Annotated in this window: 11 protein-coding genes and 1 pseudogene; 8 read left to right on the top strand and 4 right to left on the bottom strand. The window is 76.1% G+C overall.

The window, feature by feature from the left end; all coding sequences use genetic code 11:
- Window positions 1-36 precede the first annotated feature (36 nt).
- Together ACFY60_RS28240 and ACFY60_RS28235 are read left to right on the top strand one after the other, a co-directional pair.
- The gene (locus tag ACFY60_RS28240) at window positions 37-1,326 is read left to right on the top strand and encodes an MFS transporter (RefSeq protein WP_388616460.1); all 1,290 of its coding nucleotides are present in this window, start codon (window positions 37-39) and stop codon (window positions 1,324-1,326) included.
- Between the two features lie 7 nt (window positions 1,327-1,333).
- A complete protein-coding gene (locus ACFY60_RS28235; protein WP_388616457.1) occupies window positions 1,334-2,092 on the top strand; it encodes a 4'-phosphopantetheinyl transferase family protein in 759 nt (252 codons plus the stop codon).
- A gap of 21 nt (window positions 2,093-2,113) precedes the next feature.
- On the opposite strand, the gene ACFY60_RS28230 is transcribed toward ACFY60_RS28235, so the two are convergent.
- Together ACFY60_RS28230 and ACFY60_RS28225 are read right to left on the bottom strand one after the other, a co-directional pair.
- Entirely contained in the window at window positions 2,114-4,252 is a 2,139-nt protein-coding gene (locus tag ACFY60_RS28230; RefSeq protein WP_388616514.1) for an MMPL family transporter, read from the bottom strand.
- A gap of 166 nt (window positions 4,253-4,418) precedes the next feature.
- Window positions 4,419-4,910 (bottom strand): MarR family winged helix-turn-helix transcriptional regulator, encoded by a 492-nt coding sequence (locus tag ACFY60_RS28225; protein WP_388616455.1) that lies wholly within the window; start codon window positions 4,908-4,910, stop codon window positions 4,419-4,421.
- Between the two features lie 146 nt (window positions 4,911-5,056).
- Here ACFY60_RS28225 and ACFY60_RS28220 point away from each other — a divergent pair, with 146 nt between their 5' ends.
- From ACFY60_RS28220 to ACFY60_RS28210, 3 genes are all read left to right on the top strand, one after another.
- Window positions 5,057-6,670, top strand: a complete 1,614-nt coding sequence (locus tag ACFY60_RS28220; RefSeq protein WP_388616453.1) for an SDR family oxidoreductase — start codon at window positions 5,057-5,059, stop codon at window positions 6,668-6,670.
- Window positions 6,671-6,764: 94 nt separating this feature from the next.
- Entirely contained in the window at window positions 6,765-8,138 is a 1,374-nt protein-coding gene (locus ACFY60_RS28215) for a cryptochrome/photolyase family protein (protein WP_388616452.1), read from the top strand.
- A gap of 106 nt (window positions 8,139-8,244) precedes the next feature.
- On the top strand, window positions 8,245-8,877 hold the full coding sequence (locus tag ACFY60_RS28210; protein ID WP_388616450.1) for an RNA polymerase sigma factor: 633 nt from the start codon (window positions 8,245-8,247) through the stop codon (window positions 8,875-8,877).
- Window positions 8,878-8,940: 63 nt separating this feature from the next.
- Here ACFY60_RS28210 and ACFY60_RS28205 read toward each other — a convergent pair whose 3' ends face one another.
- Entirely contained in the window at window positions 8,941-9,915 is a 975-nt protein-coding gene (locus ACFY60_RS28205; protein ID WP_388616448.1) for a MerR family transcriptional regulator, read from the bottom strand.
- Window positions 9,916-10,187: 272 nt separating this feature from the next.
- On the opposite strand from ACFY60_RS28205, the gene ACFY60_RS28200 reads away from it, so the two are divergent.
- Window positions 10,188-11,438, top strand: coding sequence for a serine hydrolase domain-containing protein (locus ACFY60_RS28200; protein ID WP_388616445.1), 1,251 nt, complete (start codon window positions 10,188-10,190; stop codon window positions 11,436-11,438).
- A 132-nt stretch (window positions 11,439-11,570) separates the two neighbouring features.
- On the opposite strand, the gene ACFY60_RS28195 is transcribed toward ACFY60_RS28200, so the two are convergent.
- Window positions 11,571-12,494: a serine hydrolase gene (locus ACFY60_RS28195; protein WP_388616443.1), complete on the bottom strand. Its 924-nt coding sequence runs from the start codon at window positions 12,492-12,494 to the stop codon at window positions 11,571-11,573.
- Window positions 12,495-12,613: 119 nt separating this feature from the next.
- On the opposite strand from ACFY60_RS28195, the pseudogene ACFY60_RS28190 reads away from it, so the two are divergent.
- Window positions 12,614-12,838, top strand: a pseudogene (locus ACFY60_RS28190) (undecaprenyl diphosphate synthase family protein); the annotation flags it as partial.
- Between the two features lie 227 nt (window positions 12,839-13,065).
- Window positions 13,066-13,476, top strand: a complete 411-nt coding sequence (locus ACFY60_RS28185; RefSeq protein WP_388616440.1) for a four-helix bundle copper-binding protein — start codon at window positions 13,066-13,068, stop codon at window positions 13,474-13,476.
- The last annotated feature ends 57 nt before the right edge of the window (window positions 13,477-13,533 follow it).

The following is a 13,533-nucleotide window of genomic DNA, read 5'->3' as shown; positions in this document are numbered from 1 at the left end:
GCGCCTCCGCCCGCCCTCCGACAGAAAGCCGACCCCATGGCAACGCCCACCCCGCCCACCCCGCCCGTCGAGCGCGGCGTCGACCGGCGACGGATCGTCGGTCTGGTCGTCGGGCAGGCCGCCGTCCAGGCGGGCAGCTTCGCCCTGCTCATCGCCATGAGCTGGACCGCCGTCCAGCTCGGCGGCCGGGGCGCCGTCACCGCCGTGACGCTCGCCGCCACCCTGCCCCGCGCCCTCCTGCTCCTCTTCGGCGGTGCGCTCACCGACCTGCTCGGCCCCCGCGCCCTGCTGCTGCGCACCACCGGCGTCCGCGTCCTCGTGCTCGCGGCGGGGACCGTCGTGACCGCCACCACGCACTCCCTGTGGCCGCTCGTCGTCATCGCCCTCGCCGACGGCGTCCTGCTGGGCCTCGGCGGCCCGGCCGCCGGTGTCCTGCTGCCGCGACTGGCGCCGCGGGAGCACCTGGGGCGTGCCAACTCCCTCTTCTCCATGGTGCTGCGCATCGCCCCGCTCGCCGGCTCGCCGCTCGGGGCCTGGCTGGTGCTCGTCGGCGGGCTGCCGTTCGCCATGGCGGGCGCCGCGGCCGGCTGCGTCCTGTGGCTGGGCTGCGCCGCGTACGTCACGCACGGCATGACCCGGCCCGCGCCCGCCCCGCAGGGCCCCTCGCTGCTGCGCCGGTCGGGTGACGGCTTCCGGCTCCTGGCGGCCCACCCGCGCCTGCGGTGGATGTTCGTCGCCTGCTTCGCCATGGACCTGGCCTTCCTGTGGCCGGCCGAGGTGGCCCTGCCGCTGCGCGCCGCCGAACGGGGCTGGGGCGTCGGCGCGGTCGCCCTCGTCCTCGCCGCGTTCAGCGCGGGCGCGCTCGCCTCGGCCGCGCTGGGCGCCGCCCTCGCCCACCGCGTGCCGGCCTCGTTCACACTGGTGCCGACCGGCGCCGGCCTCGCCGCCGGCATGGGCGCCATGGCGCTCGTCCCGTCCCCGGGCGCCCTCGCCGGCACGGCCGCCGCCGTCGGCGTGCTCTCCGGGCTCAACGGCCCGGCCCTCCTGACGGCCTATCAGCAGGCCGTCCCGGACGGCAGGATGGGCGCGGCGATGTCCACCTTCGCGCTGTCCGGGATCGGAGCCGCGCCGCTGTCCCTGGCCCTGTTCACCCCGGTCTCGCTGCACCTCGGCGTCACCGGCACCTGGCTGCTGTGCGCCGCCCTCGCCCTGGTCTCGCCGCTCGCCGCGGCCGTCGCCCTGCGCGCCGGGACGGAGAAGGCCGCGGACCGGAGCACCGGCGACCGCGTCCGTACCGTCCCGGAGACCACCGCCACGTCCGTGTGAGGCAGAGATGAGTCCGCTGACCCCAGCACCCCCGCCCGCGCTGTACGCCCCCGGGCCCGCAGGCGTCCCGTACCCCGCCCCGCTTCCGCTGCCGCCGCTGCCCGCGGCGGTGCCCAGGCCGCCCGAGGCCCGGCCGCTCCGTCCCGGGTTGTGGCTGGTCCCCACCGAGACGCACCGGGACACCGCCGCCCGGTACGCGCCCCTCGTCCTGGACGCGGCCGAGCTGGCCCGCGCCGAGGAGTTCCGGCGGCCCGGCGACCGCGCCACCTATCTGTGCGCGCACGTCGGGCTGCGCCGGCTGCTCGGCGCCCACCTCGGCGTCGCGCCGCGCGCCGTGGTGGTGGAGCGGGCGCCGTGCCCCTGCTGCGGCGGCGCGCACGGCCGGCCCGTCCTCGCGGACGGCGGCCCGCACTTCTCGCTCTCGCACTGCGAGGGCCTGAGCCTGATCGCCGTCGCGGCGACCCCGGTCGGCGTGGACATCGAACGGGTTCCGGCGCCACACCTGGTGACGGAGGCCGCCGAGGTGCTCCACCCGGCCGAGTCCGCCGAACTGGCCGCCCTGGACGGGGCGCGTCGCCCGGCCGCCTTCGCCCGGGTCTGGACGCGGAAGGAGGCGTATCTGAAGGGGCTCGGCGTGGGGCTCGGCGCCGACCCCGCGGCCACGTACGTCGGTGCAGGTCCGACCCCCTCCGCCCCGCCGGGCTGGCTCCTCACCGACGTGACCGTGCCGTCCGGCCACCGGGCGGCGGTCGCCGTCCGCCGCTGAGCGGGGGGCCGCGCCGGGCCGTCAGGCCGGACCGGGGCGGCCCGGCGCGAGGCGGCGGCTCAGCGCGCCGGGCCACCAGGCCACCGGTCCGAGGTCGCGGACCAGGGCCGGGACCAGGAGGGAGCGGACCACGAGGGTGTCGAGGAGGACGCCGAACGCCACGATGAAGGCGATCTGGACGAGGAAGGCCAGCGGGATGACGCCGAGCGCGGCGAAGGTCGCCGCGAGGACCACGCCCGCCGAGGTGATCACCCCTCCGGTGGCGGTCAGACCGATGCGGACGCCCTCGTCCACGCCGTGGCGGAGGGACTCCTCGCGGACCCGGGACATCAGGAAGATGTTGTAGTCGACACCGAGGGCGACGAGGAAGACGAAGCCGTACAGCGGCACCGACGCGTCCGTCCCGGTGAAGCCGAGGAGGTGCTCGAAGACGAGGGCCGAGACCCCCAGCGTGGCGGCGAAGTTGAGCGCCACGGTGGCGACGAGCAGCACCGGCAGCACCAGGGAGCGGAGCAGGGCCACCAGGATCACCAGGATGACCGCCAGGACGACCGGGACGATGACGGCGCGGTCCCTCGCGGCGGTGCGCTGGGTGTCGTACTGCTGCGCCGTGGTGCCGCCGACGAGCGCGTCGGCCCCGGGGACGGCGTGGACGGCGGTACGGAGCCGGGGGAGGGTCTCGCGCGCGGCGTCGCTGTCGGCGGCGTCCGCGAGCGTGGCGTCGATCCGTACCCGGCCGTCGACCGCAGGCGGCGCGCCTTGCGCGGGACGGCCCGCGCCGTCCACCGGGTGGGCCGAGACGACGCCCGGCACGCCCTGGGCGGCGGCGACGACCTCGCCGGCCGCGTCGGCGTCGGCGATGATCACCGCGGGGTTGCCCGCGCCGCCGGGGAAGTGACGGCCGAGCGTCTCCTGGGCGGCGACGGACGGTGCGTCGTTCACGAAGATCTCGTCGAAGGGCACGCCCCGGGAGCTGAGGGCGGGCGCGAAGGCCGCGCAGGCCAGGAGGCCGGCGAGGGTGAACGCCCACACCCGGCGCGGCGCGCGGTCGACCAGGGCGGCCACCCGCTCCCAGACGGCCCGGCCGCCCTTCGCCGGACCGGCGTCCTGCGGGGCCGGACGGGCCGGCCAGTACGCGGCGCGACCCGTGAGGACCAGGGCCGCCGGCAGGAAGGTGAGCGCGCCGAGCACCGCGCAGACGATGCCGATGGCGCCGACGGGGCCGAGCGCCCGGTTGTTGGAGAGGTCGCTGACCAGCAGGGCCACCAGGGCCAGGGCGACGGTGGCGGCGCTCGCGACGATCGGTTCGACGGAGCGGCGAAGCGCCTTGCGCATCGCGGAGAAGCGGTCGGCGCCGGGGGTGGCGAGCTCCTCGCGGTAGCGGGCCGCGAGCAGCAGGGCGTAGTCGGTGGCGGCGCCGATCACCAGGATGGAGAGGATGCCCTGCACCTGGCCGTCCACGCGGACCAGGTCCGCGTCGGCGAGGACGTACACGAGGGCGCAGGCCAGGCCGAGCGCGAAGACCGCGCCCAGCATGATCAGCACCGGCAGCAGCACGCTGCGGTAGACGACCAGCAGGATCAGGAGCACGGTGACGAGGGCGACGCCGAGCAGCAGGCCGTCGATGCCGGAGAACGCGCCGGACAGGTCGGCCTGGGTGGCGGCGGGCCCCGCGAGCCGGACGGTGGTCCCCGGCACCGAGCCGGCCGCCCGCCGGATCTCGTCGAGCGCGTCGGGCAGCGCGTCGTCGAGTCCGGGCCGCAGGGGGACGACCGCGCGCAGCGCCCGGCCGTCCTCGGCGGGCAGGGCCACGGACGGGGGACCGGCGAGTTCCGGCCGGCCGGCGAGCGCGGCGACCGCCCGGGTCGCGCGGCCGGCCGCGCCGGGCTCCAGTGCTCCGCCGCCGTCGCCCGTCCACACCACGATCGCGGGGACGGCCTCGGAAGTGCGGAAGGCCTTCTGCTCCTCCAGGACCCGGGTCGACTCGGCGCTGCGCGGCAGGAACGCCGCCTGGTCGTTGGTGGCGACCTCGCCCAGCCGGCCGGCGAAGGGACCGAGGGCGCCGCCGACGACCAGCCAGACGGCGAGGAGCGCGAGGGGCAGCAGGAGCCGGGTCCGGGGCGGGGGAGTCGCACGGTCAGGACGGGGCGAGCGGGGCATGAGGGCTCCGAGAGTGACTCGACGGTTCATTATCTCAATGATTGAGAGAGTTTTTATCACGGCGGCCCCCGTGCCCGGCGTGGCGCCCCGGACCACGGGAGAAACGGCCCCGCACCACCTTCTACGGTCCCGGCGGGCCGAGCGGACGCACCGCGCCGGGGGAGGTTCAGCGGCGCGGGACGCGCAGCGCGCCGAGCTCCTCGTTCAGGACGGTCAGGAAACGCAGCGCCACCGCCAGCTCCTCCGGGGCGAACCGCTCCCGCGCCCGTTCCGTCGCCTCCGCCAGCGGCAGGAAGTACCGCCGCGCCGCCGCCCTCGCCCCGTCCTCGTACCGCACGTGCACGACCCGCCGGTCCGCGCTCTCCCGCGTCCTGCGGATGTGCCCGGCCCTCTCCAGCCGGTCCAGACAGGCCGTCACCGCCCCCGAGGTCAGTCCGAGGTGCTCCCGCAGCCGCCCCGGCGTCAGCGGCTCCTCGCTGTCCAGGACCACCGCCAGCGCCTGTACGTCGGTGGGGTGCAGCCCCTGCGCCTGGGCGAAGCCGTGCACCAGACGGTTGATCTCGCCCTGCGTCCGCCGCAGCGCGACGGCGAAGCTCTGCAGGTCACCCGGCGCGTCGTGCGGGTCGGGGCGGGTGTCTCGGTCTTCTTCGCTGGCCACGCGTTCAGCCTATAGACACCCCTGGACGGCGGTCCGGCGCATCCGCCCGGGCCGCGCGCGCGGAAGAGAGGGAGAAGAATCACCGGGGGCACCGCACCCACGCGAGACCCCGCCCCACCGTCCGGGGACGAAAGGGAGCAGACCCCATGGCGACGCACCACCCCCGCCCCCCGTCCGGCCCCGACCCCACCCCGGCGGCCGGCGGCGACGCGGCCCGGCCGCTCCTCTGCCTGGTGACCGGGGCCGGCGGCTACATCGGAGGGCGGCTCGTCCCCGCGCTCCTCGACGCGGGCCACCGCGTCCGCTGCCTCGCCCGCACCCCGGCCCACCTGCGCGACCACCCGTGGGTGAACCGGACCGAGGTGGTCCGCGGCGACGTCACCGACGCGGCGACCCTGCGGCCCGCCTTCGACGGCGTGGACGTCGCCTACTACCTCGTCCACTCCATGGGAGCGGGCCGCGACTTCGAGGAGACCGACCGCCGGGCCGCCCGCACCTTCGCCGCCGAGGCCCGCGCCGCAGGGGTCCGCCGCATCGTCTACCTCGGCGGACTCACCCCCGCCGACATCCCCGAGCAGGAGCTCTCCCCGCACCTGCGTTCCCGGGCCGAGGTCGGCCGCATCCTGCTCGGCTCCGGCGTCCCCACCACCGTCCTGCGGGCCGCCGTCGTCATCGGTTCCGGCTCCGCCTCCTTCGAGATGCTCCGCCACCTCACCGAACGCCTCCCCGTGATGGTGACCCCGCGCTGGGTCGGCACCCGCGTCCAGCCCATCGCCGTCGGCGACGTCCTGCGCTACCTCGTCGGCAGCGCCACCATGCCCCCGGACGTCAACCGCGCCTTCGACATCGGCGGCCCCGACGTCCTGCGCTACCACGACATGATGCTGCGGTACGCCGCCGTCGCGCGCCTGCCCCGGCGGCTCATCGTGCCCGTGCCCATGCTCACCCCCCGCCTCTCCGGCCAGTGGATCGGACTCGTCACCCCCGTCCCCGCCTCCCTCGCCCGCCCGCTCGCCGAATCCCTGCGGTACGAGGTCGTCTGCGCCGAACACGACATCGCCGCCCACGTGCCCGACCCGCCCGGCACGCCCATGCCCTTCGACGAGGCCGTCGCGCTCGCCCTGCGCCGTGTCCAGGAGGCCGACGTCACCACCCGCTGGTCCTCCGCCTCGCTCCCCGGCGCCCCGGGCGAGCCGCTGCCCACCGACCCCGACTGGGCGGGCGGCAGCCTCTACACCGACGTCCGGGAACGGGCCGTCGACGCCTCCCCGGAGGCCCTGTGGCGGGTCGTCGAGGGCATCGGCGGCGAGAACGGCTGGTACTCCTTCCCCGTGGCCTGGGCCGTACGGGGCTGGCTGGACCGGCTCGCCGGCGGCGTCGGCCTGCGGCGCGGCCGGCGCGACGCAGGACGCCTGCGGGTCGGCGACGCGCTCGACTTCTGGCGGGTCGAGGAGATCGAGCGGGGCAGCCTCCTGCGCCTGCGGGCCGAGATGCGGCTCCCGGGACTGGCCTGGCTGGAGATGTGCGTCGAACCGGACGGCGCCGGGCGGTCCCGCTACCGGCAGCGCGCCCTGTTCCACCCGCACGGACTCGGGGGCCAGGTGTACTGGTGGAGCGTGGCCCCGTTCCACGCCGTCGTCTTCGGCGGCATGGCGAGGAACATCGCCCGCACGGCCGAACGCGGCGGGGGCGACCGGGCGGCCCGGCGCGGCGCGCCCCGTCCCACGGCCCGCCGCCCGCACGCGCCCCCGCATCCGTGAGGGGCCGGGGGACCGAAGAGGGGGAAGGCAGCACACCAGCCCACAGGGCCGGGCTCCCGGCCCGCCCGGTGACCGAGTCCCGGAAGTGACCGCCATGAGCGTCGCCGTCGTCCTCTTCACCGCCGACCTCCGTCTGCACGACCACCCGCCCCTGCACGCCGCCGTGACGTCGGCGGACGCGATCGTGCCGCTGTTCGTCCGCGACCCGGCCGTCGACCGGGCCGGCTTCGCGGTGCCCAACCGGCTCGCCTTCCTCGCCGACTGCCTGGCCGACCTGGACGCCGGTCTGCGCGAACGCGGCGGACGACTCGTCGTACGGAACGGGGACACCGTGACCGAGGTGTGCGCCGTCGCCCGGGAGGCCGGCGCCGGCGAGGTCCATGTGGCCGCCGGGCACTCCGCCTTCGCCCGCGCCCGCGAGGACCGGCTGCGGCGCGCCCTGGCGGCCGACGGCCGGCACCTGCGCGTGCACGACGCCGTGACGACCGTGGTCCCGCCCGGCGACGTCACCCCGCAGGGCTCCGACCACTTCGCCGTGTTCACCCCCTACCACCGCCGGTGGTCCGGCGTACCGCCGCGGGCACCGCTCCCGGCGCCCCGGACGGTTCGGGTGCCCCCGGAGCCGCGCTCCGAGGAGCTGCCCGGCCGCGCCTCCGTGGCCGGTGTCTCCCCGGCCCTCGCCACCGGCGGCGAACGCGAGGGCCGCAAGCGGCTGCGGGCCTGGACGGCCCAGGACCTCGACGCCTACGAGGACCGCCACGACGACCTCGCCGGCGACGCGACCTCCCGCCTCTCCCCGTACCTCCACTTCGGCGCCGTCTCCGCGACCGAGGCCCTCCACCGCGCCCGCGCCCGGGGCGGCGCGGGTGCCGACGCCTTCGTACGGCAGCTGTGCTGGCGCGACTTCCACCAGCAGGTGCTGGCGGCACGGCCCCGGGCGGCCGTGGAGGACTACCGCCCCCGGAACGACCGCTGGCGGCGGGGCGCGGAGGCCGAGGAGGACCTGCGGGCCTGGCGCGAAGGCCGCACCGGCTACCCCGTGGTGGACGCGGCCCTGCGCCAACTCGCCCACGAGGGCTGGATGCACAACCGGGGGCGTCTGCTCACCGCCTCCTTCCTCAGCAAGACGCTCTACCTCGACTGGCGGGACGGCGCCCGGCACTTCCTCGGCCTCCTGGTGGACGGCGACATCGCCAACAACCAGCTCAACTGGCAGTGGGTGGCCGGCACCGGAACCGACAGCCGCCCGCACCGGGTCCTCAACCCCGTCCTCCAGGGCCGGCGGTACGACCCCGACGGCGCGTACGTCAGGCGATGGGTGCCGGAACTCGCCGCCCTGCCCGGAGCCTCCGTCCACGAACCGTGGAAGCTCAGGGGCGCCGACCGCGCCGCGTACGACTACCCCGACCCGATCGTGGACCTCTCCGAGGGGCTGGCGCGCTTCCGGCGCGCGCGAGGACGGGACTGAGCGGCGAAGCCGATCCGACGCATGATCGATGCGGCTTGAGGAGGACGCGCCAGGGGCCGGAGGGTGAAGGGGCCGGGAACACCGACGCCCCGCGAGGAGGCCCGTCATGACCACAGCAGCGCCGCCCGTCCACCCCCCTCAGGACCGCCGGGACACCCCTGGCCCCGCACCGTACGGGACGGTGACGGCCGCGGCGACCGACGAGGAGATCGGCCGCGGGCTGCTCGCCGGCGACGAAGGCTGTCTCGCCCTCGCCCACCACCGCTGGGGCCGCCTCGTGCACACCCTCGCGGCGCGCTCCCTGGGCGATCCGCGCGAGGCGGAGGACGTCACCCAGCAGGTGTTCCTGGCCGCGTGGCGCGGGCGCGCGGGCTACCGCCCCGAGCGCGGCCCCGTCCCCGCGTGGCTGACGGGAATCGCCCGGCGGAAGATCGCCGACGCGCTCACCGACCGCACCCGCAGGCTCGACCTGATCGCCGCCGCCGGAGCCGCCCTCCCTCCGGCCGGGGACAGGGAGGCGGAACCCGAACACGTCCTCGACCGGATCGTCATCACCCGCGCCCTCGCGTGCCTTCCGCCCGCCCAGCGCGACGTGCTGACCCTCGCCTTCTTCGCCGATCTGACGCAGACGCAGATCGCCCGCCGCACCGGGCTGCCCCTCGGCACCGTCAAGAGCCACGCCCGCCGGGGCCTGCGCCGCCTGCGCGGCAGCCTCACCGCCCCGCCGTCCGCCCGGTGACCTCGCGCCGGCGCCCCGGAGCGCTCCGAGCGCAGGCGCTCCGGCCGAGCGGGCGCCCGTGCCTCACCGCCCGTACCGGCGCACGAGCAGGTCGATCGCCTCCCGCAGGCTGCCGGGGCGCTGCATGCCGGCCTCCGGGGCCCGTCCCGCCCAGCCGGGACCGGCCAGCAGCACCAGGGGCCGCGTCCGCGCCCCCCGGACCCCGAACGACGTCCCCGCCACATGACGGGCGAGGGCGTGACCGGCGGTGGAACGGGCCTGCGACCACAGCACCACGGCCGCCGGTCCGGTCCGGCGCACGGCGGAGTCGAGCGCCTCGGCGGGCACGGCCGCCCCCAGCATCCGCGTGGGCAGCCCCCGCTCCGCGAGACCGGCGGCCAGCGCCTCCAGGGGAAGCGTGTGCTGCTCGGCCGGTACGCAGGCGAGGAGCACCGGCGGCGCGTCCGAGGCCGCCCCGCGCCCCGGGGGCACCACCTGCCGCAGCGCGGTCGACACGTGCCACGACAGCAGGTGCTCCACCTCCACGTAACGGTCCCCGGCCGCCTCCCACCGGCGCCCCACCGCGTGCAGGGCCGGCACCATCACCTCCTCCCAGGCCGGCACCAGACCGTGCCGCGCCACGGCCTGCCGCAGCAGGGCGTCGAGGGCCGGCCCGTCGAGTCGTACGGCGGCGCGCGCGAGCCCCCGGGAGACACGGCGTACGTCCTCCGGCGCCGGGGGCCCGGCAGGCGCGTCCGGTCCCGGCGGAGAGGCGCCGGGCGCCGGCCCCGGCCCCTCTCCGCCGGGCCGCCGCGACGCGAGGGCCGCGCGGGCCGCCTCGGCGGGCGGCACCCCGGAGGCGGTGAGCCGGCACATCTCCTCCAGCACGGCCACGTCGGCGGGCGCCCAGCGGCGGTGCCGTCCCTCCCGCCGGGCGGCGGGGCCGATGCCGTACCGCTGGTCCCAGGAGCGCACCGTCGTCGCCGAGACGCCGAGACGGCGGGCCACCGCGCCGGTGGTCAGACCGAGGTCGGCCGGGGCGCCGGAGGAGGGGGACATGCGACCAGCTTACGACGCACGAACGACGCAAGGTTGCCCCGGCGGCCGCAGCTCGCTGCGCGCGCGGCCGGGACCTTCCGCTCCCGACCGGATTCGCCGACCGTGCCGGGAACCTTTTCCGGACAGCGGCCCTCATGGTCATTGGGCACGGGGACGCACGCGCACCGTGACACGTTCCCCGCCCCGTGGCGCACCGTCTCGTGCGCCGCGCCATTCCGCTCAGCAGAAGCCGAGGAATCACTGTGCCCCTGTCGCCGCGCAGACGTCAGACCATGAGCGCCACCACCCTGATCGCCGCCCTCGCGGCGGGACTCGCCCCCACCACCGCCTTCGCCGCCGACACCGTCACCGCACGTCCGGCGCCGGCCGCCGCGACGGCGCCCGCGGCCCCCGCCGCGGACATGGAGGGTGTCGTCGCCGCGCTCAACTCGGCCCTGGCCAACGGCGCTCCGGGAGCGATGGCCCGGTTCTCCGGTCCCGACGGGGTGGAGAGCCGCACCGCGGGTGTCCGGAACCGGGAGTCGGGGGCGCCGATGGACATCCACGCGCGCTTCCGTGTCGGCAGCGTCAGCAAGACGTTCTCCACGGTCGTCCTCCTCCAGCTCGTGCAGGAGGGGAAGCTGGAACTCGACACGCCGGTCAACCGGTACCTGCCCGGACTGCTCCCCGACGACCGCATCACGGTCCGTCATCTGCTCACCCACCGCAGCGGGCTCGCCGACTACACCAACGCGATGTTCGCCGACACGGTGCCGGGCTTCGAGGCCGTGCGGAACCGGGTCTTCAGCCCCCAGGAGCTCGTCGACCTCTCCCTGAGCGAGCCCCGCACCACCGAACCCGGCGTGGCGTACAAGTACTCCAACGCCAACTTCGTGGTCGTCGGCATGCTCATCGAGAAGCTCACGGGCCGCCCCCTGGCCGACGCCTACGAGCGCCGGATCTTCAAGCCGCTCAAGCTGCGCAGGACCTCGTACGTCCACCCCGACACCCGCATCAAGGGCCTGCACGTCCGGGGCTACCTGCACCCGGACACGGCCGGTGAGCCGCTCGTGGACTCCACGGAACAGACCGTGTCCTGGGCGCAGGCCGCCGGGGCCGTCATCTCCAGCCCCGCCGACCTGAACACCTTCACCAGCGCGCTCATGCGCGGGCGGCTGCTGTCCCCGGCCATGATGGAGGCCATGACGACCGTCACCCCGACGGACGCCACCAACACCCGTTTCTACGGGCTCGGTCTGCGCCGCTACGACCTGTCCTGCGGCGTCCAGGTGTACGGCCACACCGGCACGGTGCAGGGCTTCTACACGTACGCCTTCTCGACCCGCGACGGGCGGCGCAGCCTGTCGGCCGTGGCGAACACCTCGAACCACGGCGTCGCCAACACGGCGCTCGGCGGCACGCTGGAGCCCGCGTTCTGCGGCAAGAAGCCGGCGGCGGCGCCGTCCGCGCGCTCCGCCGCCCCGGCCACCACCGGTGACCTCGCGCCGCGGCCCGCGGAGCGGGACCTGCCCGAGCGCCACTGAGCCGCCTCGCCGGGAGGCCCGCCCGTGGCGGCCTCCCGGCGACCGGATCACCTGCCCGGCGACCGGATCACCTGCCCGGCGACCGGATCACCTGCCCGGCGACCGGATCACCTGCCCGGCGACCGCCGCGCGTCAGCCCTGGGGCACCGCGATGTACGCCTCCTGGGGCGTGGTGGTCGGCGTGTAGCGGGACGCGGTGGGCACGGTCGGGACCAGATCCCGGTGGATCACCTTCGACACGGCCTGGATCGTGGTCACGCCGTAGGTCATCGTGCTGTTGCCGTCGGTGAGCACGGTGAGGGTGTAGTCGTGGCCGGCGCCCTTGAACGCACCGATGCTGTGCACGCGCCAGCCGCGCGTGGCGCGCTGCAGCCAGCCGTTCTTGACGTGCACGGACACGGAGGACGGCGCGCCGGCCGGGGTCCCCCACCTCTGCGAGGTGACGACGTTCCCCATGAGCCGGAGGATGTAGGCGCGGGCGTTGTCACTCAGGACGGAGTTCCGGGCCGTGATCAGCGAGAGCAGCCGCTGCTCGTCGGTGGCGTTGATCCGGGTGAGCCCCCAGTAGCCGCCGGAGCCGGGCACCGTCCGCGTCATGCCGGCAGCCGCCAGGAAGCCCTTCACCTTGGTGAGGCCGAGCTGGTTCCACAGGGTGGTGGTGGCCGCGTTGTCGGACTTGGTGATCATGGCGGTCGCGAGGTTGGTCTCGCGCGTGGTCAGGTACCGATTGGTCTTCTTGGCGTCCCAGAGCAGCGCGGCGAGGACGGTCACCTTCACGACGCTGGCCGAGTCGTACGCCTGCGTGGCGCGCAGGGTGCACGTGGTCCGCGTGGTGCGGTCGTGCAGGCCGACGGCGACGGTGCCGGAGCGCGTGGCGAGGGCGGCGGTGATGTCCCGCTGGAGCTTGGCGGCGAGCCCGGCCGTGCCGGACGTGCAGCTGACCTGCGGCGCGGTGGCGGCGGCCGCGGGCGCGGCGCCCACCGCGACGGGCACGAGCATCCCGGCGGCGGCCACGAGCGGGAGCGCGCGGGCGCGCAGGGTTATGTGGTGAGGCATGCGATTCCCCCTGGAAACGAAAAAACGAACACGCCTTTGGCGTGCTCGCCTTACATGACTCACGAGCGTGCGGATGGTTGTGCGAATCCTGAGGCTTTTCTCCTGAGCGCCGAGGACGCCTGCCGGGCTCGCGCGCGGCGCCCCGGCACCTGGCCTGCGTGAGGGACGGCAACGGCCGCCGGGCGCGGCGGCGTTCACTTCCCCGGGCGGCGGGTCACCGGCCCGCGAAGACCTCGGTCGTCGATGTCGTCGATGTCGTCGATGTCGTCGAAGCGGCCCGGGGGACCGGTGTCGAGTGGCTCGGGCTGTACGCCTTCTCCACCGGAAACCGGAACCGTCCCGGCCCCGGGGGTCCGCGGCGACGACCCGTTGCCGGGCGGCGAGACCGTCCCCGGGAGTGCGCCGCCCCGGCCCACCCCCGCGTTCACGGCGGGCGGCTGCCCGGCCCTCCGGCGCCTCCATGAAACGGACACAAGGGACAGGTGGACCGGCTGAACCCGTGCGTTCGGGGTAGGCGCGCCGTGGCGGGCGGCCGGCGCCCGCCGACGTCCGATCCCTCCGGAGGCATCTCATGGAGACAGCGGTACGCGGCATGCTCAACACCTACCCGGCCGGTCTCGACGGCGTCGACACCGACGCCCTGGCCCGCTGCATCGAGGAGTGCGTCGCCTGCGCGCAGGCGTGCACGGCCTGCGCGGACGCCTGTCTGTCCGAGGGCATGGTCGCCGATCTCGCGAAGTGCATCCGCACCGACATGGACTGCGCCGACATCTGTACGACGACGGCGGCCGTCCTGTCCCGGCACACCGGCTACGACGCCCAGGTCACCCGCGCGGTCCTGACCGCCTGCCTGACCGCCTGCCGGGCCTGCGCCGACGAGTGCGAGCGCCACGCGGCCACCCACGCGCACTGCCGCATCTGCGCCGAGGCCTGCCGTGCCTGCGCGGACGCCTGCGCCACGCTCCTGGACCGCCTCGGCTGACCTTCGGCCGCCGGTCGCGGCGGCCGACCCGGAGGTTGGACCTCGCCGTCCACCGAC

It is taken from the genome of Streptomyces sp. NPDC012827, assembly GCF_042900905.1.
Lineage (GTDB): Bacteria > Actinomycetota > Actinomycetes > Streptomycetales > Streptomycetaceae > Streptomyces > Streptomyces gulbargensis.
This window is presented reverse-complemented; position numbering and strand designations above follow the sequence as displayed.